This is a genomic window from Arthrobacter sp. Bz4 (assembly GCF_003075455.1).
Classification (GTDB): domain Bacteria; phylum Actinomycetota; class Actinomycetes; order Actinomycetales; family Micrococcaceae; genus Arthrobacter_D.
In genome coordinates, this window is record NZ_QDAE01000019.1 from 37,687 (window position 1) to 62,100 (window position 24,414).

22 protein-coding genes are annotated in these 24,414 nt (G+C 62.0%); 7 read left to right on the forward strand and 15 right to left on the reverse strand.

Translation table 11 applies throughout. The features are described 5' to 3' along the window. Nucleotides 1–150: 150 nt before the first annotated feature. From DDA93_RS13065 to DDA93_RS13095, 7 genes are all read right to left on the reverse strand, one after another. The gene (locus DDA93_RS13065; protein WP_035748498.1) at nucleotides 151–1,533 is read right to left on the reverse strand and encodes an MBL fold metallo-hydrolase; all 1,383 of its coding nucleotides are present in this window, start codon (nucleotides 1,531–1,533) and stop codon (nucleotides 151–153) included. A 50-nt stretch (nucleotides 1,534–1,583) separates the two neighbouring features. After that, nucleotides 1,584–1,826, reverse strand: a complete 243-nt coding sequence (locus DDA93_RS13070; RefSeq protein ID WP_024477394.1) for a phosphopantetheine-binding protein — start codon at nucleotides 1,824–1,826, stop codon at nucleotides 1,584–1,586. Further along, nucleotides 1,823–3,256 carry a 2-oxo acid dehydrogenase subunit E2 gene (locus DDA93_RS13075; RefSeq protein WP_116778989.1) on the reverse strand — a complete coding sequence of 478 codons (1,434 nt, stop codon included), beginning with the start codon at nucleotides 3,254–3,256 and terminating at the stop codon, nucleotides 1,823–1,825. Before DDA93_RS13075 ends, DDA93_RS13070 begins: the two co-directional genes overlap by 4 nt. Next, entirely contained in the window at nucleotides 3,249–4,229 is a 981-nt protein-coding gene (locus tag DDA93_RS13080; RefSeq protein WP_024477396.1) for an alpha-ketoacid dehydrogenase subunit beta, read from the reverse strand. Before DDA93_RS13080 ends, DDA93_RS13075 begins: the two co-directional genes overlap by 8 nt. Continuing rightward, entirely contained in the window at nucleotides 4,226–5,242 is a 1,017-nt protein-coding gene (gene pdhA / locus DDA93_RS13085) for a pyruvate dehydrogenase (acetyl-transferring) E1 component subunit alpha (RefSeq protein WP_024477397.1), read from the reverse strand. The genes DDA93_RS13080 and pdhA overlap by 4 nt, the downstream gene beginning before the upstream one ends. Next, a complete protein-coding gene (gene acsA / locus DDA93_RS13090; protein ID WP_024477398.1) occupies nucleotides 5,239–7,053 on the reverse strand; it encodes an acetate--CoA ligase in 1,815 nt (604 codons plus the stop codon). The genes pdhA and acsA overlap by 4 nt, the downstream gene beginning before the upstream one ends. A gap of 128 nt (nucleotides 7,054–7,181) precedes the next feature. Beyond that, complete coding sequence (locus DDA93_RS13095) at nucleotides 7,182–7,523, reverse strand: CU044_2847 family protein (RefSeq protein ID WP_024477399.1); 342 nt, start codon at nucleotides 7,521–7,523, stop codon at nucleotides 7,182–7,184. Between the two features lie 394 nt (nucleotides 7,524–7,917). Between DDA93_RS13095 and DDA93_RS13100 the strand changes: the two genes are divergently transcribed. The 3 genes from DDA93_RS13100 (at nucleotide 7,918) to DDA93_RS13115 (ending at nucleotide 10,905) form a co-directional block, all read left to right on the forward strand. After that, the gene (locus DDA93_RS13100; RefSeq protein ID WP_347693729.1) at nucleotides 7,918–8,928 is read left to right on the forward strand and encodes a zinc-dependent alcohol dehydrogenase family protein; all 1,011 of its coding nucleotides are present in this window, start codon (nucleotides 7,918–7,920) and stop codon (nucleotides 8,926–8,928) included. A 155-nt stretch (nucleotides 8,929–9,083) separates the two neighbouring features. Then, nucleotides 9,084–10,211, forward strand: a complete 1,128-nt coding sequence (locus DDA93_RS13105) for a hypothetical protein (RefSeq protein WP_243400627.1) — start codon at nucleotides 9,084–9,086, stop codon at nucleotides 10,209–10,211. Nucleotides 10,212–10,593: 382 nt separating this feature from the next. Further along, nucleotides 10,594–10,905, forward strand: a complete 312-nt coding sequence (locus DDA93_RS13115) for a hypothetical protein (protein WP_116778992.1) — start codon at nucleotides 10,594–10,596, stop codon at nucleotides 10,903–10,905. Nucleotides 10,906–11,097: 192 nt separating this feature from the next. Here the strand turns inward: DDA93_RS13115 and DDA93_RS13120 are convergent, their stop codons facing one another. Next, a complete protein-coding gene (locus DDA93_RS13120; RefSeq protein ID WP_116778993.1) occupies nucleotides 11,098–11,373 on the reverse strand; it encodes a hypothetical protein in 276 nt (91 codons plus the stop codon). A 265-nt stretch (nucleotides 11,374–11,638) separates the two neighbouring features. Here DDA93_RS13120 and DDA93_RS13125 point away from each other — a divergent pair, with 265 nt between their 5' ends. Further along, on the forward strand, nucleotides 11,639–12,154 hold the full coding sequence (locus DDA93_RS13125; protein WP_133185523.1) for a hypothetical protein: 516 nt from the start codon (nucleotides 11,639–11,641) through the stop codon (nucleotides 12,152–12,154). Between the two features lie 492 nt (nucleotides 12,155–12,646). On the opposite strand, the gene DDA93_RS13130 is transcribed toward DDA93_RS13125, so the two are convergent. From DDA93_RS13130 to DDA93_RS13155, 6 genes are all read right to left on the reverse strand, one after another. After that, on the reverse strand, nucleotides 12,647–13,171 hold the full coding sequence (locus DDA93_RS13130) for a hypothetical protein (protein ID WP_116778995.1): 525 nt from the start codon (nucleotides 13,169–13,171) through the stop codon (nucleotides 12,647–12,649). Nucleotides 13,172–13,337: 166 nt separating this feature from the next. Next, nucleotides 13,338–13,844 carry a GNAT family N-acetyltransferase gene (locus tag DDA93_RS13135; RefSeq protein WP_116778996.1) on the reverse strand — a complete coding sequence of 169 codons (507 nt, stop codon included), beginning with the start codon at nucleotides 13,842–13,844 and terminating at the stop codon, nucleotides 13,338–13,340. A 386-nt stretch (nucleotides 13,845–14,230) separates the two neighbouring features. Beyond that, a complete protein-coding gene (locus DDA93_RS13140; RefSeq protein ID WP_207771346.1) occupies nucleotides 14,231–14,620 on the reverse strand; it encodes a hypothetical protein in 390 nt (129 codons plus the stop codon). A gap of 48 nt (nucleotides 14,621–14,668) precedes the next feature. Then, the gene (locus DDA93_RS13145; RefSeq protein ID WP_116778997.1) at nucleotides 14,669–15,724 is read right to left on the reverse strand and encodes a 2,3-butanediol dehydrogenase; all 1,056 of its coding nucleotides are present in this window, start codon (nucleotides 15,722–15,724) and stop codon (nucleotides 14,669–14,671) included. A 40-nt stretch (nucleotides 15,725–15,764) separates the two neighbouring features. After that, nucleotides 15,765–16,550, reverse strand: coding sequence for an acetoin reductase (locus tag DDA93_RS13150; protein WP_116778998.1), 786 nt, complete (start codon nucleotides 16,548–16,550; stop codon nucleotides 15,765–15,767). Between the two features lie 72 nt (nucleotides 16,551–16,622). Then, nucleotides 16,623–18,413, reverse strand: a complete 1,791-nt coding sequence (locus tag DDA93_RS13155) for an NAD(P)/FAD-dependent oxidoreductase (protein WP_116778999.1) — start codon at nucleotides 18,411–18,413, stop codon at nucleotides 16,623–16,625. A gap of 179 nt (nucleotides 18,414–18,592) precedes the next feature. Between DDA93_RS13155 and DDA93_RS13160 the strand changes: the two genes are divergently transcribed. After that, on the forward strand, nucleotides 18,593–19,900 hold the full coding sequence (locus tag DDA93_RS13160) for a helix-turn-helix domain-containing protein (RefSeq protein ID WP_116779000.1): 1,308 nt from the start codon (nucleotides 18,593–18,595) through the stop codon (nucleotides 19,898–19,900). Between the two features lie 485 nt (nucleotides 19,901–20,385). Next, nucleotides 20,386–21,650 (forward strand): IS3 family transposase gene (locus tag DDA93_RS13165; RefSeq protein ID WP_243400628.1). Its coding sequence is split into 2 segments (ribosomal slippage): nucleotides 20,386–20,689 and nucleotides 20,689–21,650, totalling 1,266 coding nucleotides; the frame shifts between segments, so codons are not numbered across the junction. Nucleotides 21,651–22,111: 461 nt separating this feature from the next. Here DDA93_RS13165 and DDA93_RS16200 read toward each other — a convergent pair. Continuing rightward, nucleotides 22,112–22,582, reverse strand: a complete 471-nt coding sequence (locus DDA93_RS16200) for a hypothetical protein (RefSeq protein WP_133185525.1) — start codon at nucleotides 22,580–22,582, stop codon at nucleotides 22,112–22,114. A gap of 449 nt (nucleotides 22,583–23,031) precedes the next feature. Between DDA93_RS16200 and DDA93_RS13175 the strand changes: the two genes are divergently transcribed. Then, the gene (locus DDA93_RS13175; RefSeq protein WP_116779002.1) at nucleotides 23,032–24,288 is read left to right on the forward strand and encodes a histidine kinase; all 1,257 of its coding nucleotides are present in this window, start codon (nucleotides 23,032–23,034) and stop codon (nucleotides 24,286–24,288) included. The last annotated feature ends 126 nt before the right edge of the window (nucleotides 24,289–24,414 follow it).

Below are 24,414 nucleotides of genomic sequence, written 5' to 3' on the forward strand. Positions count from 1 at the left end.
AAGTCGGTGACGGTCGGCGTCTGAGCCGCCGTAATGGCTTGGCGCCCAGCACCGTGGAAGATGTCACAGGCGGGTTTCACACTGGACCAGAACCTCACCATGCCCCGTGCGGCGCCCCCTCGGTTGGTACGGGCAATCCACTGCAGGGCTTCATCGCGGGTTCTCAATGGAGATCTGTTCCAGGTGTTCAGGCATCCGGGCCCGCCAGCCCAGTTCCCGTTTAATACGGATGCGGAGGGCATCCGATGCAACGGGTTCGCCATGCGTAATGTAGGTCATGCGGGGTTCGGTTTCTGCTGCTTTCATCCACGCGATGAGCCCGTCGGAATCGGCGTGGGCAGACAGGCTTTGCATCTGGATAACTTCGGCGCGGATCAAAACGTCCCCACCATAGATGCGGAGCACACGTTCCCCGGCGGCGAGGACCGCACCCCGGGTACCGCTGGCCTGGTAGCCGCTGAGGACGATGGCGTTTTTCGAATCCGGTCCATACGCTGCGATGTGATGCAGGATCCTGCCGCCGGTCAGCATGCCGCTGGCTGAAATGATGATCATCGGTCCGCCTCGCAGGTTCAGCAGCTTGGACTCATCCGCGGTGCGGGTGAGCCTGGCCAGCCTATACATGCCTTCGTAGTCGTCCTGCTTGAGATGGTGTTCCTCGCGGTACCGCTGGTACATCCGGGAAGCGTCGATCGCCATGGGGCTGTTCAGGTACACCGGGATGTCCGGAATCGCGTTCTTCCTGCGGAGCTTGGACAGATACAGCATCAGCGTCTCAGCCCGGCCTACGGCGAACGCTGCAATCATGATCACCCCGCCGCGTTTCGCCACCCGATTAATGATCTCCCCAAGTTGTTTCTGCGGGTCCATGCCTGAGTGTTTCCGGTTGCCGTACGTTGACTCGGTTACCAGCACCCCGACACGGCCAAGCGCCCGCGGCGGGTACATGAAAGGATCATCGGCTCGGCCCAGATCCCCGGTGAAATGCACGGAGTGTGAGCCGATCCGGATATGGACCTGCGCGGCGCCCAGGATGTGACCGGCGGGCAGGAACGTCAGTTCCATGCCTCCGCCAAGCGGCAAGGGGGTGTCGAACCCGTGGGTTTTGAAACTGTTGAGGGACTTCACGGCATCGGCCGCCGTGTAGAGCGGAAGCGGCGGCCTGTGTTGGGACGATCCGCGGTGGGATGCGTACCTGGCCTCTTCTTCCTGTAAGTGTCCGCTGTCCGGGAGGATCAGCTTGCAGAGGTCGAAGGTGCCCTCTGTGGCGTAGACAGGTCCGGCGAAGCCGTCCCTGACGAGCGCGGGTACGTATCCGGTGTGGTCCAGGTGCGCATGAGTCAGGACCACGGCGTCGATGGAATGCGGCGGGACGGGAAAGGGTGCGCGGTTGCGTTCGCGGCTGCGCTTGTAGCCCTGGAAAAGTCCGCAGTCGACCAGCACACGCTTGCCACCGGCCTCAATCAGGTATCGGGAACCGGTAACGGTATCGGTGGCTCCAAGGAACCGGAGGGTCGGCTGCTGGTGTTTCATAATTTCCCGTTCCCGTTGATTTTCCCATACTCTGCCGCCGGATACCGCATTCAGCTATGACCGGCGAGGTAACCAACGAGGCCGTCAACCGTTGCCACCGCCGGATAGTCGCGTTCCGGAATGTCCACACCGGTGGTCTTTGCGATGGTCTCCACGAGATGAAGAAAGTCCAGCGAGTCAAGTTCCAGGTCCTGGCGCAACCGGGCACAGCCTTCGAGATCATCAGGTTCAACATCGGGGGCCACCTGGCTGATTGCTGCCTGCACTGCCTGTCTGGCGTCCTGTTCCTTCATAACTCCTCCGGTCTCTGCAGTAATTCATCGATGCGGGAAAGGAAACGGCCGCCGCGGAGCCCGTCGCTGACGCGATGGTCTGCCGATAGCGTTGCGGCGACAGTGTGGCGGATGCCGAGCATTCCGTTGTGCGCCCACGGCTGCTCAAGGACTTTGCCGAAGCCCACCATGGCCACCTGGGGTGGATAGATTACGCCGTAGACGCTGTCCACGCCGAGGTCGCCCAGGTTGGTCACGGTGATGGTGGGGTCGGTCATCTCGGCGCGCTGCAGCCGGCCCGCCCGGGCTCGGCTGACGAGGCCGCGCAACTTGTCCATAAGTTCATCGAGGGTCAGCGTTTGGGCATCGTGCAGGGCGGGAGCCACCAGACCTCCGTGGCGCAGGGCCACAGCGACGCCAAGATGGACGCTGGCGCTCGGGTGAAACGTCCCACGGGTAAAGAACCCGTTCATCTCCGGCGTTTCCTTTGCGGCCAATGCCGTCGCCTTCAGCAGCAGGGCCGAGGGAACCAGGCGGGATGAGACCGGCCGCTGTTGGTTCTGCGATTGCATCCACGCCATCGCCGTTGCCAGGTCAAGAGTGTTGGCCAAGTAGTAGTGCGGAATTTCCTTCTTCGAACGGGACATGAGGGAGCCGATGGCCTGCCTGAGGGTGGCGGCCTTATCCCCGCCGATCTCTTTCCGGCTCCGCGGTGCAGCGTCGACTGCAGGCTCCGCTTGCCGTGGAGGCTCGGATGCCATCGCCTCCACCCGTTTTCCGGTGGCCGCGCCCGCGGCGCGACGGACATCGGACTCGGTGATGGCGCCGTCGGGCCCGGTACCGACCACTTCTTGAAGGTCGACCCCAACCTGGGTCGCCAGCCGCCGGGCACGCGGGGAGGACCGCATCCTGCGCTGGTACGCCGGGCCGTTTTGGGCTCCGGGAGCTGCCGGCACTCCCCTGGCCGTACTCTCGGCGGCAGCACTTTCGACGTCGGCACGGGTCACCTCGCCATTCAGGCCGCTGCCACGGATCGAGCCGACGTCGACCCCGAGGGAGTGGGCCAGATGCCGGACCGGCGGCGAGATTTTGCTGCCGTGTTTGACCGCCGGAGGTGAAGGGACTTTGGGCTCCACAACGGCTGGTGCCGGCCGGGGTTCGCCAGCCGACGCCACGGTGGGGGTTGGTTCTGACGGGGCCGGGCTTCGGTCGGCGGGTGTCGGAGTGAACCGGGCGATGGGTGTCCCTACGTTCACGGTGTCGCCGATGTCCACAAGGAACTCGGCGACCACGCCTTCCTCGAATGACTCGATGTCCATGACGGTCTTGTCGGTGTCCACAGCGGCCACGATGTCACCCTTGTGGACATAGTCACCGGGCTTGACCAGCCACTCCACCACCTTGCCGTGCTCCATATCGGCGCCCAGGGACGGCATTCGAAACTCAGCCACGGTTTCCCACGGCCTTCCGCACGGCAGCCACGACCCTCTCAACCGACGGCAGCGCGGCCAGCTCCATGTGCTTGGCGTACGGCACGGGCACTTCTTCACTGCAGACCCGTTCCACCGGGGCGTCGAGGTCGAAAAAGGCGTGCTCGCCGATCCTGGCGGCGATCTCGGCGGAGAGGCTGCCGCTCCGCCAGCCTTCATCCACGACCACTGCCCGGTGGGTCTTGCCGACGCTGTTGAAGATGGTCCCGTCGTCGAGCGGCCGGAGGGTGCGCAGGTCAAGGACCTCAGCGTCAATGCCGTCCCCGGCCAAGCGGTCCGCGGCCTCCAGCACGAGGGGAAGGGTACCGCCGTAGGTGATAAGGGTGACGGCGTTTCCGCGGCGCCGGATGGCAGCTTTGTCGATGTCCACAGGCCCGGCGCCGTCCTCCAGCTCCCCCGCGACGTTGTACAGCGACCCGTGCTCGAAGATCAGCACCGGGTCCGCGTCCTGGAGCGCGGTCCATAACATCCCGCGGGCGTCGGCGAGGGTGGCGGGGGCCAGGATGCGCAGGCCCGGAATGTGCGCATACCACCCTTCCAGGCTGTGCGAGTGCTGTGCGCCGAGCTGGCGGCCCGCCCCTGTGGTCATCCGGATCACTATTGGCACGTTGAATTGGCCGCCGGACATGTGCAGCAGGGTCGCTGCGTTGTTGATGATCTGGTCCAGGGCAAGCAGGCTGAAGTTGACTGTCATGATTTCGACGACGGGACGCATTCCGCCCAGGGCCGCTCCGATTCCCGCCCCGACAAAGCCGGATTCGGACAGCGGAGTATCGCGGATGCGCTCCGGGCCGAATTCCTCAAGAAGGCCCAGGCTGACGGCGAAGCTGCCGCCGTAGCGGCCCACGTCCTCGCCCATCAGGAACACCCGCTCGTCGCGCTGCAGGGCGTCCCGGAGGGCTGCCCTGACCGCTTCCCGGTAAGTGGTTTTCATGCTGCCGGCCCCCCTTCGGCTACGTCGTTTCGCTCGCTGTAGACAAACCGGGTGAGGTCCTCCACCGGTTCGAGTGTGCCCGCCTCTGCGAATTCGACGCCGGCAGCCACCTCCGCGTCGACGTCGGCCTGCAGCGCGGCCCACTGCTCGTCCGACAGCTCACCTGCCGCCTCCAGCGCGGATTTGATCAGGACGATGGGATCCCGTTCCATCCACCGGGCCACCTCGGATTTCTCCCGGTACAGCTCAGGGTCGAACATCGAGTGGGCGCGGAAGCGGTAGGTACGCAGCTCCAGGAAATGCGGGCCTCCGCCGGAGCGCACGGCATCAACGGCCCGCCGGGCAGCTTCCTCGACCGCGAGCACGTCCATCCCGTCGACGGCCCAGGCGGGTATCTCATAGCCGGCGGCCTTGAGGGCCATGTCGGTTTGTGACTCCGAACGGAACAGTGCCGTGCCCATGGCGTACAGGTTGTTCTCGCAGCAGAAGAGCACCGGAAGCTGCCACAGCGCTGCAAGGTTCAGGCTTTCGTGGAACTCGCCTTCAGCTACCGCACCTTCCCCAAAGAAGCAGGCGGTCACCCGGCGCCGGCCGGCCATTTTGTCGGCCAAGGCTAGGCCGACGGCGAGCGGCAACCCGCCGGCCACAATCGCGTTTCCACCGTAGAAGCGGGTGGCGGCATCGAAGAGGTGCATGGAGCCGCCCCGGCCGCGGCAGCATCCTTCAAGACGCCCATACATCTCGGCCAGGATGGAGCCGGCGGACAACCCCCGCAGGAGCGCATGGCCGTGCTCCCGGTAGGTGGCCACCACGGCGTCCTCCGGCGCCAGCGTTTCCAGCACCCCGGCGGCCACGGCTTCTTCACCGATGTAGACATGCAGGAAACCGCGGATCTTAGCGGCGCTGTAAAGTTCAATGCACTTTTCCTCGAGGGTGCGCACACGCAGCATCTGCCGCAAGAGATGCCGGGCGTGGCCAGCATCAGGGATGGCCTGCTCCCGCCGCTCGTTCATGGCCGCAGCCCGGCCTGTTCCAGCGTTGACAGGTCGCCCTCGGGCAGGCTCAGCTCGCGCGCCTTGAGCAGCCGGCGGAGAATCTTGCCGCTACGGGTCTTGGGCAGGTCGGTGGTGAACTCGAGGACCCTGGGGGCGACCGCGGCGCCCAAGCGTTTGCGGGCGAATCCGATAATTTGCAGCCGGAGTTCCTCGGAGGGTTCCTGGCCTCGCTGCAGTTCGACAAAGGCCTTGACCACTTCTCCGGCCACCGGGTCGGGGACACCGATGACCCCGGCCTCCGCCACTGCCGGGTGCTCCATCAGGCAGCTTTCCACTTCGAAGGGGCCGATCAGGTGACCTGATGACTTGATGACATCGTCCCCGCGGCCCACGAACCAGAAGTACCCGTCGCCGTCGCGCCTTGCCAGGTCGCCGGTGAGATACCAGCCACCGGCGAAACAGTGGCGGTACCTCTCGTCCTCGTTGAGGTAGCCGCGGAACATGGAAGGCCATCCGGGCCGGAGCGCCAGTTCCCCCATGGTGTCCGGTTCGGTGACGAGCGTGGCCTTTCCGTCCTGGATGATGGGCTCACCGTGGGCGTCCCGCGCTACCAGCGCAGCTTCGATTCCCGGCAGCGCCCGCCCCATGGAGCCGGGGCGGATGGGCATGGAAGGATAGTTGGAAATCATGATGCCCCCGGTCTCGGTCTGCCACCAGTTGTCATGAATCGGCAGGCCCAGGACCTCCTGTCCCCACACCACGGCTTCGGGATTCAACGGCTCGCCAACACTCGCGACGAAGCGCAGGGCAGACAAGTCGTGGCCAGCAGCCCTCTCCGCCCCCGCCTTCATCAGCATGCGCAGCGCCGTCGGAGCCGTGTACCAGACCGTGATGTGCTGTTCGGCGAGAATCCTGTACCACCGGTCAATGTCGAGTTCTTCCTCATCCACCACCACAGTGACCCCATGGACCAGAGGTGCGATGATCCCGTAGGAGGTCCCGGTAACCCAACCCGGATCGGCTGTGCACCAGTAGATGTCATCCGGATGGAGGTCCAGGGCGTAGCGGCCGGTGGCATAGTGGGCGACCACTGCCTCATGGACGTGGATCGCACCTTTGGGGGTGCCTGTGGTTCCGCTGGTGAAGTGCAGCAGGGCCATGTCCTCGGGCTGCGTGACCGCAATGTCCTGGTCCGGCGAGGCTTTGGCCAGGAGCTCGGTGAGGTCCAGGGTGTCCGGTTCAGGGTGGCCGTCAGCATCGGCCAGCAGGACGAAGCGCAGCTCGGGAAGGCTCTCCCTGATGGGTGCGACCTTCTTCCGGTACAACGCCCTGCTGGTCACCAGCACACGGCCCGCCCCGAGACGCAGTCTTTGCTGCACCGGTTCGGGACCAAAGGCCGGAAAGAGCGGGCAGAAGACACTGGCATTTTTAAACGTGCCCAGGACCGCCACGTAAAGGTCCGGGCTGCGGCCCAGGAGGGAGAAGACCCGTTCGCCCCTCCCGACCCCGAGTTCCCGCAGGACCGCGGCAAACCGGCTGGTCTGGCTGGCCAGCTGCGCATAACTCAGTGAGCGGGTGCCGCCGTCTGACCGGATGAAGCGCAGCGCTTCAATGCCGGACCGGTCACCTGTGGCGTGCCGGTCTACTGCCTCGTAGGCGATGTTCAGACCCCGGCCCCCGGGTAGCCCGGATAGCTCTCGCCGCGCCTGGTCCCATGTGAAGGACTTCCGAACTTCCTCGTACTCGCCGAGATTGGGCGGCACGCGAAACGATGCCGGGTCCTTCGCGATGACAGGCCACCGGGTGGGACGTGCGGTTGCTGCTTTCATGGTTCCATCACTCCTATCCGTTAGAAGCCCATGGGCTCGGTTTCGAGCTCAGGTTCAACCGGCAGGTCCTCGTAGTGCAGCGGGCCCTGCACCAGCCCTGTTCGAGAACCCGAACACCGCGGTCCTCATCAGGTTGTCTCTTCCTCGTCCAGGGGAGCAGCATTCGAAGGACTCCACGACATCCTGAGGATGAAATGCGCGTCCCCACTGCTGCGGGCGATCAGCGCCCCCGCATCCCCAGCCAGTTTCACGCCGAATTCGATCTCCACCTTTTCAGGGGTCAGCTCTGCCATGGCCTCCAACGCTGCCCGGGCTGCTGGGCGGATGCTCGCGAGAGCATCCTCCAGACGCCTGCCGACATCCAGGATCCCCTGTTCGTTGCGGGCCGGGTGGTTCACGCCGTAGCTGTTATCTTCAGTCTCGACGAGCACCGTCCCGGAGCCCACTTCATACCGCATTACCTCAGTCATGGCAGCTTTCCTCCGCTATTGGGACGTGCGCATGTTGTGCTGAGCCTGGGTGAAGGACAAGGGCCCCAACCGCCCCCGATACGACTTATCCACGCGATTCCCTCTCTATCCGGTGCGGAAGCGTTCCACTTTCCGTCCCGCTTGTACTTTCAGCCCGCAGTTCAAGTCAACGCTGCCCAAAATCCGCCCGCTAGGGTAGAAAGGCCTGCCCTCCGATGTCATGAACCGCTAGGAAACTGTTCGCACTATTTGTGTCTCGGGCATTTCCGTCGACCCCTGCCCAGCGGACAACCGGGTTGCTCAGGAAGGTGGGACCTTCGGCTCTTCGGGTGCGTTTCCTACCCTGACATTGTTGAGTCCGATGATGTAGGAGGTCTCGGTGCTCGCTTGGTGGGTGGACCAACCCGGTCCCATGAATACCCGACCCATGGTCAAGGGGGTCCGTGGAACCCCTGAACCCGGCCCCAATGAACTCCTGGTGGATGTGAAAGTCTGCGGTGTGTGCCGTACCGATCTCCATCTGGCCGAGGGTGACCTCCAGCCGCGTCGCCCTGCCGTCATCCCCGGTCACGAGGCAGTGGGCACAGTGGTAGCGAGCGGCCCAGGCAGTTCCAGGTTCGCGCCGGGCGACAGGGTTGGCGTTGCCTGGCTGGGCGGCGTCTGCGGTACGTGCCCCTACTGTCGCCGGGGTGATGAGAATCTGTGCGCGGCACCCGTCCTCACTGGATGGGACAAGGACGGCGGTTACGCCGAGCAACTCACCGTCTCCCAGGACTTCGCCTATCTCATTCCGGAGGCTTTCACGGATGAGCAAGCCGCACCACTGCTGTGTTCCGGCATTATTGGTTACCGTTCGCTGAAACGGGCAAATGTGCCATCTGGTGGACGCCTAGGCATCTATGGTTTCGGCAGTTCCGCGCACTTGACCGCGCAGATGGCGATGTACCAAGGCGCATCCGTCTACGTCATGACCCGTTCCGAGGAGGCCCGCGCCTTAGCCAGAAAGCTTGGGGCAGAGTATGTCGGCGATGCCTACGACGAACCGCCCGTACCTCTTGATTCCGCCATTCTCTTTGCTCCGGTGGGCGAGCTGGTGCCAGTGGCGCTGGCTGCCCTGGACCATGGCGGCACGCTGGCGATTGCCGGTATCCATCTCAGTGACATACCGCCCCTGAACTACAACGCCCATCTGTTCTACGAACGTCAAGTGCGCAGCGTGACAGCCAATACCCGTGCCGATGGACGGGAATTTCTAGCGCTCGCAGCCCAGATTCCGTTGGCTCCTTCCATCAGCGTCTACCCGTTTGATGCGGCAGATACAGCCCTGGCTGATCTCGCCGCAGACAGGGTCACCGGTTCCGCTGTCCTTCGCGTGCGCCCCTCAGGATCAACCGGGCAGGGTTGAGGCTCCAAGTCGTTACAGTTTCAACGCCGGCTACCCCTACGGCGGTATCTTCGGTGCCCAGATTTTACTCGGCAGCCGCTAAGGGGAGGCCGTGGGGTGGATTTCCGCTGCCTTCACGTCTTTATTGCGTCCTTGCCTTCGATTACGATGCCACCGTGGAAACTTCGCTGAAGAAGTACGATCCCTACCTCCCGCAGACCCCACCGATGGCCGGGGACGACCCGGTCGTGCAATGGCTGCTCCAAGGCGATCCAGCGATCCGTTGGCAGGTGTTGCACGACCTCCTCGATGCCCCACAGGATGAGGTGGAAGTTGAACGGGCGCGGGTGGCACACGAAGGGTGGGGCGCTGGGCTACTCGCGCTGCGAGCCCCTGACGGACATTGGGCGGGCGGGGCATGCTTCCCGAATACCGCGGCGTTCGCCGAAAGTACCGCGCGGGCCCTGGCTGCCGGCGGGCCACCTCCACCGTTCCCGACCCCCGACGCGGAACCGACCGAGACGCCAGGTGAGCCACCCGGCGAGGAACCGGAGCAACCATGGATCGCTACCTATCCGGTGTTGCTCGACCTGTGCCACCTGGGCGTACCGCCGGGCAGCGCGGTGATGCGGGAGACAGCGCAACTGGTCGCCCACAACTGCCGGTGGGAGTATGAGGGGTTGCCGTTCTTCGCCGGGGAAGTCGACTGCTGCATCAACGCTGGCACTATTCTGATCGGCACCTACCTGGGCATCGACGTCGACCCGGTGGTGCAGCGGATCGTGGCCGATCAGCTGCCTGACGGTGGCTGGAACTGCTGGGCCGAGGCGCGTTCGGCAGCGGGATCGTTCGCCAGCACTCTTGACGTGGTTGACGCCTTGCTGAGGTGGGAGCGACACACCGGTGGATCCGACGAAGTCCGCCGGGCGCGCCACGAGGGCGAAGAGTATCTGCTTCGACGCAGCCTGTTCCGTTCGTTGCGCACCGGGGAACTGGTGAACCCCCGATGGCTGCAATTCTCCTACCCTCCACGCTGGCACTATGACCTGCTCAAGGCGACGAGCTACTTCGCCCTGCGTGGCGGCCCGGCCGATCCGCGGCTGGTTGAGGCGATTGAACAAGTTCGCGCCAAGCGTCAGCCAAACGGATGTTGGCTGCTGGAGGGCACTCACCCTGGGGCGGTTCACTTTCGATTCGAAGGACCCGATGGCACCTCGAGTCGGTGGAACACCCTCAGGGCTCTCCGTGTTCTGCGCTGGTACGACGCAGCAAGTCCTTCCAACGAAGCATGCGTGACACCGTGACAAGGGCGCGGACATGCCGCGTCGCAGTTGGCAGCTGACGCCCCGCAACGTGATGCTCGGGAATGCCTTGGGCATCTCGACTGGCATCTCCGGCACCCCGCTCCAGCCTCAGGTGCGGCCGGTCTCATGAGCCCACATGGCGAGCTCGACCCGATTACGCGCGCCGAGCCACCGTGAGGAGCACTTGCTCCTCACGGGAGGTGAGCGGTGCTATCGGCTGCGCGGATCCACATGCCCCATGTATGGCATCAAGAGTCATATGGAACCTGATTGAAGAAGCACATATTTGGAACCGATGGTTCACAGGCGGCTGCGGGCTGATGTAACGCGCTAGGGGATTCTCGTGTGGGACGGTTCGTTGGCGCAAATCTAGACTTATGGGATGAAGCCGTTCGAAGTCACTATCGATGATGAGCTGTTCCGGATCAGTGAGAGAAGGCAGCCAGATGGAGGCCTCAGCTATGATTTCGCGTGGCTCAACGGCCCAGCAGGGGGAGCCTACGGGTTCACCGTAGGTAAGTTCGCGGCCGGGTCGGCAGGGCATACACCAGATGACACGGCGCGTATGACCGAAGACGAACTGCTCGATGAAGTACGAGGGTTCGTGGAGTCATTCCACGAACTTGGCGGGATAGGAGAAGAAGACTTCCCCGAACACATCCCGGCGAGGATCAGCGGACAACTCGAGCAGTAGAGATCCATCTACGCCTCGCGAAGCACCTGCCCCGCAGGAGGATCTCCCACCGCAACACACCTCGTTGAGGTCCGGCGAGATGAGAGAAAGCGCTAAACCCGATTCGCGGAGGTGCAGAGGGAATTATTACGCGCTGAACTATGGCTGTAGCGGACGTTGAGTGTCCTGATCTGTTGCCTACTGCACCGCAACCTATGGGTTAGAAGTGTGGCTAGTTTGAGAATGTTCAAGCGACGGGGCAAAGGCGCGGATCACAATAGCAGCACCGATCAGCGTTGTCCCCATCGGTATCATCGCCCACCGAACTAAGGTGAGGACGATTTCTACTGCCCCAACTCCAATAGCCGCCGTTTGGCCCACGGTTTGCGCGAGAAGGCCGATCAACAACGGGAGCAGAAGCAGCACAAATCCACCGCCGATGATTAGTACGACACCCCATTGAATGCACTTCTTTGCGGTTGACTCCATTGTTCCCCCAATTTCGAGCGACTACGTGTCAGCGAGTCTAATCACTGAGGGCATTAAAAGAACTACCCTCAGCTCTTTTGCGGAAATCCGTACCGCTCCAACGCAGCGGATAGGCGTCCCTAAGTCGGTCCACTACCGCAACCCCCTGGGTCCATCGCAGTGCAGCGTCGGAGCATCGACCCATGAGACGGATACGCCTTTGGCTGGAGCAAGAGATCGGAGACAGGCTCTGTTGCAAGGCGAGACCGGACGCTAAGCTCCCCATATGGGGGAACAAACTACGCCGCTGGCAAGCGCCTTTTTCAGGATGGTCATCTTCGGGGGCATGGTCGGCATCGCGACCAGCCTCGCCCTGCACATCCTGGGCTCCTTAACATCAGGTTTTCCGCACCTGATGACCGTGTTCGGGCAGTCCGGATTGGCGTTCCTGACCGGCTTGCCGGTCGCCGCGTCGGCAGCCGCACCGGCCCTCGGAATGCATAAGTTGGTTGAAGCCAAAAAGTCCGGACTTCGAATCCCTGCCGCCGCCCTCGGTGCTGTGCTGGGCCCGTTGGCCGCGGTCAGCCTGCTTACGGGCGGTCCACCCTTCCAAGCGCCGATACCAGCGCTCGGATGGGTCTTGTTCCTCCCCGCCGCCGCATTGGCCGCTATCCACTTCACCAAACCCCTTCGGCGAAGTCAGGTACCGCCAGATATTGTGATCCCCCCTGCCGCATTGAACCCGCCGGCGAAAGTGTCCGCTGAGGGATCGGTCAGCGGGACGGTCGAAGCATGCGATTGATGCAGTACCCGATCACAACGGTACTGACGATCGCCAAGAGAACACTTCCTGGCCAACCAAGCGCTGGTTCCATCGAGCAGGTGGACGTTGCCTCGGACTCCGGTATGTAGTCAGTGCATCGGCCTGACTGAAGTGCATAATTCAACGCGTTCAGCATGATAATCAGCCCGCAGAGCAGAGCCCATGAGACCCTGGCTCTGGGATTCTCCTCGGCATTCATAATGCGAAGCCTATGGTGTTAGCTCGACAATCACCTTGGGCGAGGTCGGATTGGGGTCGGATCGCAACCTTCGATGGCACATTCGTATGGCAATGGGACCGGCATTCGAAATGCTACGGGCTTTAGGCTTACGGCATGGGCCAAACAGTTTGGATTGTCTGTCAGGACGAAACTCCTCACAATACTGTTCTCGGTGTGTTCGAGTGAACCGCCCTGGGTTTCGATTCAGGCGTGTCCGTAAGCCAGCGCCACCGGGCAGCCACCGGCTGCGTTCAGACGGGAGACGGCGGAAGCTGAAAGATGAACCGGTCATCGGGGGGCCAAGTGTGCTCGTCGTCGCACTGGTAGCCGCGAAGCCACGCTTGGCCGTCTACGACGCGCAGATAGAAGCCTTTCGGATACTCGTCGTCCTCACTAAGCGCTTCAGCGGCCACCGTGAGGGCACCATCGGGCGCGCTCCCCGACGACATCACCGAATCGCGAGACGCTGCCTGCTCATTGAGAGCCATCCGTAAAAAGGGTGCAGTATCCACCGGGCACAGCAACAGGCCCTGTTGATGCGCACTGTCGAAAATCTGCGCGAGCGTCGCCCCATGCGGAAGCCCTAGTTCAGCGACAGTACGCTCTGTGACCACGACCCGCCGAGATGCCTGGTTGCCGAAAATGACGTCCCCAATCAGCGTCTCCGCGTGACCATTAACCAAGATGCCATGCGCGCTCAGGCTGTCCATAAGTTGCCGCCGGGAAAGCCCTCCGACGCGGACTTCGAGTCGTCCGACCGGAGATCTGTCTGACATGAGTCTCCTAGAGATAAGCGTTTGCTACAGGCTGGCACCCAACGCCAAGCTAGACCGGATCGCCGGGCGCAATGAAGCTTATCCAACGGGGTCGCTCAGTTACACGCCGACGCACCCTTTTGCCGATCGCTTATCGGAACGTTGACGACAGCTCAGAAAGCGGGGTCTAAGTGTCGATCCAGTAACGGAGCTTTGCTGTCGTAGCAGTATCAGCCGCCAGAGGCGCCTCACGGACACCGCCGCAGTTCTCAATTGTGGACCTGGACGCGTGATTGTCGGCCTCGCACGTCACCAGAACCTGATCAATTCCGAGTCGCTTTGCTTCAAGAAGGGCGAGCTTTAGTATTTGATGAGCGTATCCGCGCCTCCTGAACTGGGGGCGAACGGCATATCCAATGTGTCCACCGACCGTCCGAAGAAACGTATTCAGATTATGGCGGATCGAAACCCGTCCGACGATGCTCCCGTCAACTTCCGCGATGAGGAAGGTAGCCGGGACACGCCCGACAGAGAGATCTCGACCCTGTCGAATTGCTTCAAGGTCGACCAGGAAGTCCGTCCAGTCGTCCCCGGGGTCATAACTCAAGAGGAAGTCGAATTGGTCTACAGCAAGTTCCTTCTGGGCGAGTAGCGCCTGATCCATATCGGATTCGGAAAGAGAACGTAATTCCATGAGTTCCGACGATACAGACGACGCACCGTCCAGGCCACCCGTTAACCTGCGCAGCACGAAGCTGCGTGGTCCCCGTCTAGCTCACCGGAACGTCATTGAAGCGCCCGTGAGCCGGTCTTGTACCGCGAGACGCTCTCCGGGCAAAAGACTCCCCCGCGCAGGTGTTGCCTCGACCAACAAATCCGGGGTAGCTCAACCGCTACAGAGCGCCGAGCCGGCCGTGGAACCATAATAAAAACCCTCACCGAAGTCATGTACCTTCCTCGTCACTCCCCACGAGAGCATTTCTGGAGGGCCAGTGCAGCCAGTTGAGCACGACCATCGCCCAAGTCGCGAAGCCGAACAGGACGAACAGTGCGCCGGTAAAGCACCCCAGCCCACCGTCGCTAGACGCAGCGAAACTTGGAGAAAAGTGGCCGAGCACGTTGGCGAGCACCCAGGTCACAACCACAGCGAACACCGTAGCCGCGCAGATGATGACAAACCCGCGCAGCGGCCTGAGGGATACGGTCGAATCCCCAGAACTGGGTGTTGAAGCCGAAAAAGACGATGAACAGAATCGCCCAGAACAATGCCGCATTGAACGGCAGCGGATAAAACGCCCAGGGACTCGTAGTCGGGTCTGCAAGCAGATACCACGACGCGAGCGCCAACACCACCACAACACCCAGGTTCGAGATACCGAACAGGAACCACCGTGTTCGCGTCGTGTCTGGAACTCTGTCAATTGGAACCTCAGCGTCGGCATCCCTGCCGACCGTCGTCGAAAAATCCATCTTCACGCCTCATCTCACGTTGCTTTCGTCTTTGAACGCACCGGGAGGCTACGGGTGGACCAGAATCTTCACCGCGGTGTCATTGTGGTTGATCAAGGTATCGAACCCCTTGTCGACCAGGTCTTCCAGCGCGATCCTGCCGGTGATGAATGGCTTGAGGTCCACCTTGCCGTCCTGGACCAGCCTGATCGCCTCGGCGTGGTCGCGCACGTAGGCGATTGTGCCCCGCAAATCGATCTCCTTCAGCACGATTTTCTGCATATCCACCGTCGCCGGATGACCCCAGATGGACACGTTCACCACCACACCGGCGGGCTTTACGGCACTGAGTAACGTATCCAGCACGGCATTGACGCCGGCACATTCGAAGGCCACATCCGCGCCGACGCTATCCGTGATTTCCTGTACCCGTGTCTGGACGTCTTCCTGACTCGGATCGATCACGTAGTCCGCGACCCCGCTGGAGCGTGCCTTTTCCTTGCGGGCCGCGCTGAGCTCGCTGATGATTGTAGTGACACCCCTACTTTTCAAAACGGCCGCCGTCAGCAGCCCGATGGGTCCGGAACCGCCGATCAGTGCGACGTCGCCTGTCTTGGCACCGCTGCGGGTCACCGCGTGGTGGGCAACCGACAGCGGCTCGATCAACGCGGCCTCATCCAACGGAATGTCACCGATTTTATGAACCCACCTCGTGTCCACAACAATTCTCTCGCCGAGACCGCCGCCCCCGCCGGACAAGCCAATGAAGCCCATCTTCGTGCACAGATGATAGTTGCCTGCCTTGCAGGGTGCGCACACGTCGCACACGAAATAGGGTTCGACGACGACATTGTCGCCGACTGCTAGTTCGTCAACACCTTCCCCGACCTCCACAATCGTCCCGGAGAATTCGTGTCCCAGAGTGACTGGGGCTTCTTCTCCGGAGAGAGGATGGGGGTGTCCGGGCGATGGGACAAAGATGGGGCCTTCCAGGAACTCGTGGAGATCGGTTCCGCAGATGCCGCACCACGCAACCTGGATTTTTACTGTCCGGGCCCGCACCTCCGGCTCCGGAACATCCTCGATCCGAAGATCATTGCGGGCGTAAAACCGTGCTGCTTTCATCTTTTCTTCTTCCTTTGTATTGATGTCTGATTCGTCGGGCTCAGCTATACAGGATGCCGCCGTCTACGATCAGCGTTTGTCCGGTGACATAGTCCGAATCCGGGCTGGCGAAGAAGGAGACTACCTTCGCGACGTCGTCGGGCGTCTCGATGCGGCCCAGGGCGATGGCTTTGACGTTCTCACTCAGGTTCTGACCGGCCGGCTTACCGTTGATCTTGCTCAGTTCCCGGTCGATCAACTCCCACATTCCCGTGCCCACAATGCCCGGCGCATAGGCATTTACGGTGATGCCTTTCGGCGCCAGCTCCTGCGCCGCGGCCTGGGTGATGCCCCGGACCGCGAACTTGGATGCCGAGTACGCCCCTAGAATCGGAAAGCCCTTCACGGCCGCAATCGAAGCGGCTGAGATGATCCTGCCACCGTGTTGAAGTTCATCGAACTTTGCAGCGGCCGCCTGGATGCCCCAGATCACGGAGTTCAGGTTAATCCGGAAGACCTGCTCCAGATCCTCCTCCGTGATCTCCAGCACCGGCCGAACCTGGGCGATGCCCGCGTTGTTGACGATTACGTCAAAGCCGCCGAGCTGCTGGCTGGCCGTCTCGACTGCGCCCACAACATCGGCCCGCCGCCCGACGTCGGCGGCGATGAAGACCGCCCGCCCCCCGCCGGCCTCAATTTCGGCAACTACGGCCTCGCCCTTCTCCTGCTGGGAATCAAGATCCGCCACGGCAACGTTGAATCCGTCCCGGGCCAATCTCAGCGCTATACCCCGGCCGATCCCTTGGCCGGCGCCGGTGACGAGGGCTACTTTGTTTTGAACAGTCATGTGGTTAGCATCCTTTCAGGCATGGCGACGGCTGCGCCATGTCGGCGCAGTCGTCGCCTGAATGGGGGGTTATCAGCGGGTGTGGTGCGAAGCCTGAAGCTCAAACACCGGTGTGGGCAGCCCCTCCAGCCGAGCCTTGATCTGCAGTGCCAGGTAGTTGGAATAGTGCCGGCTCTGGTGCAGGTTGCCGCCATGGATCCAGAGGTTCTCCACGTTGGTGGGCTTCCACATATTCCGCAGCTCGCCCTCCCAGGGGCCGGGGTCCTTGGGGGTTTCGGAGCCGAAGCCCCAGCACTTGCCCACCCTGTCCGCCACCTCGGGTGAGACGAGGTCGGCGAGCCAGCCGTTCATGGAGCCGTAGCCGGTGGCGTAGATGATCACGTCGGCTTCCAGCTCGGCACCGCTGTCCATGACCACGGCGTTGCCGGTGATCTTACTGACCTGGCCGTTGGCGAGTTTCACCCGGCCGTCGATAATGAGCTGGGAGGCGCCGACATCGATGTAGTAGCCGGAGCCACGCCGCAAGTACTTCAGGAACAACCCCGAGCCGTCCACACCGAAGTCCAGCTCGAACCCCGCGGCCTCAAGCTGTGAGTAAAAGCCAGCGTCGCGCTTTGCCATCTCCTGGTAGACCGGGATCTGGGCTTCCGGGAGGATCCGGTACGGCAGCGAGGCGAACAGGAGGTCGGCCTTCTCCGTGGTGACGCCGTTGGCCAGCGCCTTCTCCGAATAGAGATCACCAAGCGCCAGGTCCATGAGGGACTCGCTGCGGGCGATGTGGGTGGACGAGCGCTGGATCATGGTGACGTCGGCGCCGTGTTCCCAGAGGTCGGCGCAGATGTCGTGGGCCGAGTTGTTTGACCCGATCACCACGGCCTTCTTGCCCGTCCAGTCGCCGCCACCCGGGTGTTTGGAGGAGTGGTACTGCTCCCCCAGGAAACTCTCGGCGCCGTCGAACGTGGGCACGTTGGGGTAACCCGAGACGCCCAGGGCGAAGACGAGCTGCTTGGGACGCAAGGTGACCGGCTCGCCGTCGCGGATGACCTGGACGATCCATTCCTGGGCGTCCTCGTCGTAGCGGGCGTTGGTGCATTCGGTGCTGGACCAGTAGTTCAGCTCCATGATGCGGGTGTAATTCTCCAGCCAGTCGCCGATCTTGTCCTTGGCCGCGAACACAGGCCAGTCTTCCGGGAACTTCAAGTACGGCAGGTGGTCGTACCAGACGGGGTCGTGCAGGTGCAGGGACTTGTAGCGGTTCCGCCAGGAGTCGCCCGGCTTCTCATTCTTCTCGATGATGATGGTGGGCACGCCGAGCCGGCGCAGCCGGGCACCGAGGCCGATGCCGCCCTGCCCGCCGCCGATGATCACCGTGTATGGCTGGTCCTGGTAGCCGAGCCTGGCTTCCTGCTCTTCCTTCAGTTCCAGCCAGGACTTGCGGCCCTTGCTGATGTGGTGGGCCACGCCCTTCTCACGGTTGGCACCCTTCTTCTCCTCGAAACCCTTCAGCTCCTGCATGGTGGTGAGCAGGGTCCAGCATTTGCCGTTGCGCAGGCGCAGGTGTGCGTAACCTCGGGCTTGTGAGGTCTCGAAGTTGACCCATGCTTCGGTGTTCGCGGCGTCCCCGGTGGCATCTTCGGCGAGGGTCCAGTTGGCCGGCTGGATATTCTCGAGCGTGGCGTCCAGCATGCTCCTGATCTGGTCCTTGCCCTCGAGGGTCTTGAGGTTCCAGGTGAAGGATACGAAGTCGCGCCAATACGATTCGTCCTCGAACAATTCCAGTGCGGCCCCGGTGTTGTGGCTGCGCAGCGCCTCGTCAAACTGCGCCAGCCAAGCCTCGGCTATGCCGTTTGCGGTCTCAGGCATGTTTCCTCTTTCCTTTGCTGACGATGAGTCATTTCCCGGTTCCGTAATAGCCGGGCTGATGGTGACTTTCATCACAAGTAAATGTCGCGGGGGGTTACAATCGGGTTACACGGGCCTCTCCCCTTTTTGCTGTGGGGTTGTCGGGCGGATCGATTCGACGGCGAGTTGGGAGTAGACACATGGGGCACGCGTTGGCGCCCGATCCTGGGCTCCGCTTCTCCTCTCCACTGGAATACGCCATGACGCTCCGCAGTGCCTGGGAGGCTACGCTGGCCGGCTCGCCGGATCCGGCATTCTCGCCGTCGTTGCTGGAGTCATGGCGCCGCTCCCTGGCTTTGGGAATCAATCCCGAGCAGCACAGTCCGCTGCATCTGCATGACGTGTCTGAAGCCCGGACGCTGGGAGCGGAGCATCGTCTGGCATCCGTGGTTCCGGCTCTGTCCCAGCTGCTCGCCGATGAGTCGGCCGCTGGCCGTCACCTGCTGATCGTCACTGACCATCAGGGCGAGGTGCTGTGGCGGGTCGGCAGCGGGTCAGCGTTGAGGCAGGCCGACTCGCTGGAGTTCGTTGAAGGTGCCGACTGGTCCGAGTCCGGTATCGGCACCAATGCCATCAGCGAAGCGCTTATTTCCGGGCGCCCGGCCCAGTTGTTTTCGTCCGAGCACCTGGTCCGGACACACCACGACTGGGCATGCACTGCCGGCCCCATCCGTGACCCTTTCAGCGGGAAAATCGTCGGGGTGCTGGATGTTTCCGGGCCGATCGATTCCATGACGCGGGACAGCCTGCGCATGGTGCGTTGCGGCGTGCGGCTGGCCGAGGAACTGCTGCGGTCCGCGGGCCCGACGGCGGACGCGGCTCCGCGTGCCGCCGTCGGGCTGTCCAGCCCCTACACCGCCTCCACGCTCTTCCTGCGGCTGCTCGGCGACAAACCGACAGCAGAGCTCGACGGCGGCCGCGGCGTTCCGATCACGCTGCGCCGAGCCGAAATACTGGCCTTGCTGGCCTCCCGGACGCAAGGCTGGAGCGCAGAAGAGCTGGCCTACCAGCTGCACGGCGAGGACGGAGCGGCCGCGACAATCCGGACGGAAATGCACCGGATCCGTTCGGTGCTGGGTGCCGTGGTGGAGCCCAATCCATACCGTTTTACCGCCGGCGTGCGTGTGGTGTCCGACGCCGACGAAGTGGCTGCGTATCTGCGGGCCGGCCGCCTCGGAGAAGCGTTGGCCGCGTACCCGGCCCGCTTGCTCAACCGCTCGACGAACCTGACTGTGGAGCTCATGCGTGACGAATTGAATGAGGCGGTTGCGGCCTCGGTCCGTTCCAGCGGAGACGCCGAGATGATGTCACGTTGGTGCGCCAGCGACATGGGCTCGGGCGACATCGCCGCCGCTGCCGCGCTGGCAAGATTGACCGGTCCCGGGGACGCGCGTTTCCAGTTGGTGCGTTCTCGAATGGAACGGATTGATCGGGAGCTGCGGGCGTAAGCTCGGTAGCCCCCGATCGCGAGCCTATCCTGATGAACGCCCCGGGCAGCCCTCGCCTTGGGCGATTCACGCGACAGATACGACCCGTGCCGGTCAGAAGCTAAAAGAGGGGAACTCGGAAGAAACTTCCACCAAAGTCATGTACGTTCACCACCACTCCCCCATGAAGTAGTAAGAAAGCTCGACCAGTGCTCCAGGCGAGAAAGGAGGCGAACCGCCACAGGAAGATTGCAACCCACCCACCCAAACAGGCACACCCTGTTCACGATCTGAGCCGGTTTGTGCACAGTCAGAGGACAAAACAGCCTCTGACAAGGGGAAACGCGTGCCCGAAGTGGGACTTGAACCGGCTTTCACCCCCTGCAAACACGGGCCTCCCCCGAAAACCTCCCCAAACCGGCCCAGTCCGGCACCGATACGACCCAGTCCAACTGAACCGCTCTGGGTTTGTTGGAGACTCCTGATCTTGGAACGAGAATAGAGTCATGGCAAAGAGTCAGGGATCTGGGAAGTCGACGGCACGTCGGTATTCGCCGGAGGAGAAAGCGGCTGCAGTCCGGATGCTTCGGACCTTGCGGGCGGAGCTGGGGACCGAGCACGGAACGGTGCATCGGGTCGCGTCGCAACTGGGATATGGAACTGAATCGGTGCGGGCGTGGGTGCGGCAGGCGGATGTTGATGATGGCCAGAGCCCAGGGGTGAGTACCTCGGAGGCCAGACGGGTGCGTGAGCTTGAGCAGGAGAACCGTGAGCTGCGTCGTGCGAATGGAATTCTCAAGCGCGCCGCGAGTTTCTTCGGGGCGGAGCTCGACCGCCAACATCGGAAATAGTCTCGTTCATCGACGCGAACAAGGAAGACGTTGTCGAGGGACGACGGCTCGGAGTCGAGCCCATCTGTACACTGCTGCAGGTGGCTCCGAGCACCTACTATGCCGCGAAGAACCGCGCACCGTCGGCGCGAGCTGTCAGCGATGCAGTCCTTACCCCGGATCTGATCAGACTCTGGGAGGACAATTATCGTGTCTACGGGGTCCGCAAACTTTGGAAAGCCGCCTGTCGTGCCGGGATCGACATCGGCCGCGATCAGACTGGCAGGCTGATGCGCGCCGCCGGCATCGAGGGTGCGAGGCGTTCAAAGCGTGTGAGGACGACGAGGCCGGATCCTGCCGCGAGGAGGCACCCGGACCTGGTGAACCGGGAGTTCACCGCGGTGGCCCCGAACCGGCTTTGGGTGACCGACCTGACCTTCGTTCCGACGTGGGCTGGGGTCGCGTATGTCTGCTTCATCATTGACGTGTTCAGCCGAATGATCGTCGGGTGGCGGTGCGCGTCACACATGCGCACCGAGATGGTCCTCGACGCGATCGAAATGGCACGGTGGGGCCGCGGCACTCACCATGATGACCTGCGCTGTCACAGCGATGCGGGCAGTCAATTCACGCCGATTCGCTACGGCGAACGTCTCGCTGAAATCGGTGCAACACCGTCGATCAGGACCGTCGGCGACAGCTATGACAACGCGCTGGCCGAGACCGTGAATGGCTATTACAAGACCGAACTCGTCCGAGGCCCCGTCCGACCTGGTCCCTGGAGAACGGTTGAGGACCTTGAGCTAGCGACCCTCGGATGGGTTCACTGGCACAACACCGAACGTCTTCACGGCTACCTCGGCGACATTCCACCCGCAGAATTCGAGCAAACGTTCCATGCTGGCAAAACCAACAACACTAAGCTGGTAGAAATCAAATAGCGCGAGTCTCCATCAAACCCAGAGCGGTTCATTTTTCTATTCGCGGTCGCATTTGAATCGTGCAAAAAAGGACGCCGAACCCGCGCTATGTGTGTAGTTGTCCTTGGCGACGCACAACCCCGTGCGCGACGAGTGCGGCGGCGCCGAACACCATGCCTAGCCCTCCAGCTGCGTACCCAAAAAGCTTGAGGATACCGGCACCAATGTTTGCACCGCCCTCGCCGGAGTCATTCATGAGTGCCCAACTTCCGATGCCGATTCCAAGGAAGCCGATCACTAGTAGCGAACTGCAGAGAAGGTGCAGGGCGGCCTTAGTCCTTCTCGCGGTCATGTCGTCTCGCTTCCGTGGGTTGCATCGAAGACTAACGCGGTATGTGGACATGAGCCGAAGCGACCATACTTCCGTACGTCGACGTGAGGTACCCCTGTTTGCTTACCCGAACTATGGTTTTAGCCATTTCTCACCGCGATCTTGCTTGGGTTGGGATGGGCTGAAAAGCCAAGGGACTTTCCGTGCCTTCAGGAAAGGAAATGACACCTCCAAAGGGAGTAAGAGTGAACCATTCACCCTCTTGCTCGGAAGCGAAAATGATGACCCGGTCCATCGTCTCGAACGGGTCACCGTCCGGGTAGACGGCTTCTCCGGTGCAAGGGTCGGGCATGGCCGTAACACGAATCGCTTGATCTGCCAGGTCTCCTTTGCGAACTTTCTCGATCGATACGCGATAGGTATGCGCTTCGACCCCATAGATGGCGGTTTCCCCGTCTCTTTCAACAATTGAGGAAACAACAACCAGGGTCGCAGCTTCAAAGTGATCCTGAGGGTCATCAGAGATCGCCCACGAAGGACACGCAATATTACTGGTTTCGTGACACCCTCCGAGAGCACCAATTAATAGCAGAACTCCAGTAAGCGGAACAAAACTTCTCATCCTTCGACACTAAGGTGACAGGAGAAGAACCGACACGGTGGCCGCGTAACTGCAATGACACTGAAACCGACAGACGCTTCATCAGCGATCCTTCACAGCGGGCTGGCTCCGTCCGGTGATCCGGTCCACATTGCAATGACAAGTCCTGAAATATATACGGGTCACTGAATCGGTCAGAACTTACCTTCCCTCAGTGCCAGGACGCATTGCTGTGGTGCGTAAGGGCATCCTCAACCGCAACACTTAGAACCTATCTAATATTTGGTTCCAGCCTTGGACGCTGATTGGCCAAGTATTCGCCTCGGCGCGCTACCCTAGCTGCGTGTCTGTGTCCCGCTTCGACATGCCCCCCGGCTCGTTTCTATCCATTCGGGTAGAAGTCGTACCGTTTGGGCCATGAACTGGCGTTTTCTGACGTTTGGCTTCAGGCTGCGGCGTAGCGTGAACGCATGGACTCATTGATTAGTTTTCTCCAGCGCTTTGGTGCCCCAATCCTGGGCGGGCTGTTCCTCGTTATTTGGTGCGCGAATGCTCTTCCAACATATGCGACCTTCGGAGAAGCTGTTCCGGGTGTTATCGCCGCCGTCCTGCTGGCGTCGCTGATCGGAATCTGTGTACGGTTCCCGGCCCAGACCCTGGTGGGTGTTGGGATAGTTCTCCTAACACAACTTTTAACTCCGGTTCTGCTGACGACTGCCAGAGACGTCCACACCTATATCGGCTTTGGACTCGTCCTCTTCTTTGCAGGATTGAGCGCATCACCACGCACCCGGAAATTAGGCTTCACGGCCGCAATAGTATTTGCCCTTCTCGGAACGGGATTGTTCTACACCAGAGTGTTGGAACGTAGCCCATCGCTTCGAGAGGCCGAGACGGGAGAACACCTAGGCATTCTCGTCGGAGACGGCATCCAGTTCACCGTCGTTATGCTCGGCCTATGGCTGTCGGGATTCTTGCTACGGGTTCTGACCGACCGGAACACCCTCTTGAAAGAACGCGCAGCGGCCAAGAGAAATCTTCACGCAACGGAGATTGAGCTCACTCTTGAACAAGAACGCGGCCGGATTTCACAGGAATTGCACGACGTCCTCGCCCATTCGCTAGCCGTGATCGCCATGCAAGCCGACGGCGCACGTTACGCCAACCAAGAACTTCCCGCGCCGGTTGGTGAATCGCTCAATGAAATCGCCCGCGCCGCCAGACACGCCCTCATCGACGCGCAGCTAGTGATTGAAGGCGTCAGCGACAATGGCCAGGATAGCCCTCAGCCCGGAATCCCAGAGATTCCCGGGCTGGTCGAGACGGTCCGTTCCGCCGGCATTGACGTCGCCCTCACCAACGACGGAGACCACCACCGGCTAATGAAAACTCAGGAACTCGCCGTATTCCGAATCATCCAGGAAAGCCTCACCAACTCCGTCAAGCACGCACCCACCGCAAGCGTCACCATCGGTTTGGACTGGGACGGTCCCGGTTTATCCATCCAGGTCATCACAGCGGGCCTCGACACCGATCACCCTCCAACGCAATCTGAAGGTAACGGAGGTCGAGGTATTACAGGGATGAAACAGCGAGCCCGGACGGCCGGCGGATGGCTGACCGCTGAAGCCGACGATCGGGGCTACCGGGTCACCGCGTTCATCCCCTACCGCGATACCGGCGAGGCAATCCCAGGATCGGCCGCAGTCTCGGAAGCCCTGCCGTGACCGAACAGGAACCGGTGGTTATTCGGATAGCAGTAGTGGATGATCAGCCGGTATTTCGTGCTGGCCTTCAAATGCTCATCGATTCTCAAAGAGACATGGTCGTCTGCGGTACGGCCGGCACAGGTG

Bases quoted from the DNA above. Each gene is read 5' to 3' on its own strand.
- DDA93_RS13065 (WP_035748498.1), bottom strand. From the start codon at position 1,533: ATGAAACACCAGCAGCCGACCCTCCGGTTCCTTGGAGCCACCGATACC.
- DDA93_RS16200 (WP_133185525.1), bottom strand. From the start codon at position 22,582: ATGAGAAGTTTTGTTCCGCTTACTGGAGTTCTGCTATTAATTGGTGCT.
- acsA (WP_024477398.1), bottom strand. From the start codon at position 7,053: ATGAAAGCAGCAACCGCACGTCCCACCCGGTGGCCTGTCATCGCGAAG.
- DDA93_RS13150 (WP_116778998.1), bottom strand. From the start codon at position 16,550: ATGACTGTTCAAAACAAAGTAGCCCTCGTCACCGGCGCCGGCCAAGGG.
- DDA93_RS13115 (WP_116778992.1), top strand. From the start codon at position 10,594: ATGAAGCCGTTCGAAGTCACTATCGATGATGAGCTGTTCCGGATCAGT.
- DDA93_RS13080 (WP_024477396.1), bottom strand. From the start codon at position 4,229: ATGAAAACCACTTACCGGGAAGCGGTCAGGGCAGCCCTCCGGGACGCC.
- DDA93_RS13125 (WP_133185523.1), top strand. From the start codon at position 11,639: ATGGGGGAACAAACTACGCCGCTGGCAAGCGCCTTTTTCAGGATGGTC.
- DDA93_RS13095 (WP_024477399.1), bottom strand. From the start codon at position 7,523: ATGACTGAGGTAATGCGGTATGAAGTGGGCTCCGGGACGGTGCTCGTC.
- DDA93_RS13130 (WP_116778995.1), bottom strand. From the start codon at position 13,171: ATGTCAGACAGATCTCCGGTCGGACGACTCGAAGTCCGCGTCGGAGGG.
- DDA93_RS13175 (WP_116779002.1), top strand. From the start codon at position 23,032: ATGGACTCATTGATTAGTTTTCTCCAGCGCTTTGGTGCCCCAATCCTG.
- DDA93_RS13120 (WP_116778993.1), bottom strand. From the start codon at position 11,373: ATGGAGTCAACCGCAAAGAAGTGCATTCAATGGGGTGTCGTACTAATC.
- DDA93_RS13145 (WP_116778997.1), bottom strand. From the start codon at position 15,724: ATGAAAGCAGCACGGTTTTACGCCCGCAATGATCTTCGGATCGAGGAT.
- DDA93_RS13155 (WP_116778999.1), bottom strand. From the start codon at position 18,413: ATGCCTGAGACCGCAAACGGCATAGCCGAGGCTTGGCTGGCGCAGTTT.
- DDA93_RS13135 (WP_116778996.1), bottom strand. From the start codon at position 13,844: ATGGAATTACGTTCTCTTTCCGAATCCGATATGGATCAGGCGCTACTC.
- pdhA (WP_024477397.1), bottom strand. From the start codon at position 5,242: ATGAACGAGCGGCGGGAGCAGGCCATCCCTGATGCTGGCCACGCCCGG.
- DDA93_RS13070 (WP_024477394.1), bottom strand. From the start codon at position 1,826: ATGAAGGAACAGGACGCCAGACAGGCAGTGCAGGCAGCAATCAGCCAG.
- DDA93_RS13160 (WP_116779000.1), top strand. From the start codon at position 18,593: ATGGGGCACGCGTTGGCGCCCGATCCTGGGCTCCGCTTCTCCTCTCCA.
- DDA93_RS13140 (WP_207771346.1), bottom strand. From the start codon at position 14,620: ATGGATTTTTCGACGACGGTCGGCAGGGATGCCGACGCTGAGGTTCCA.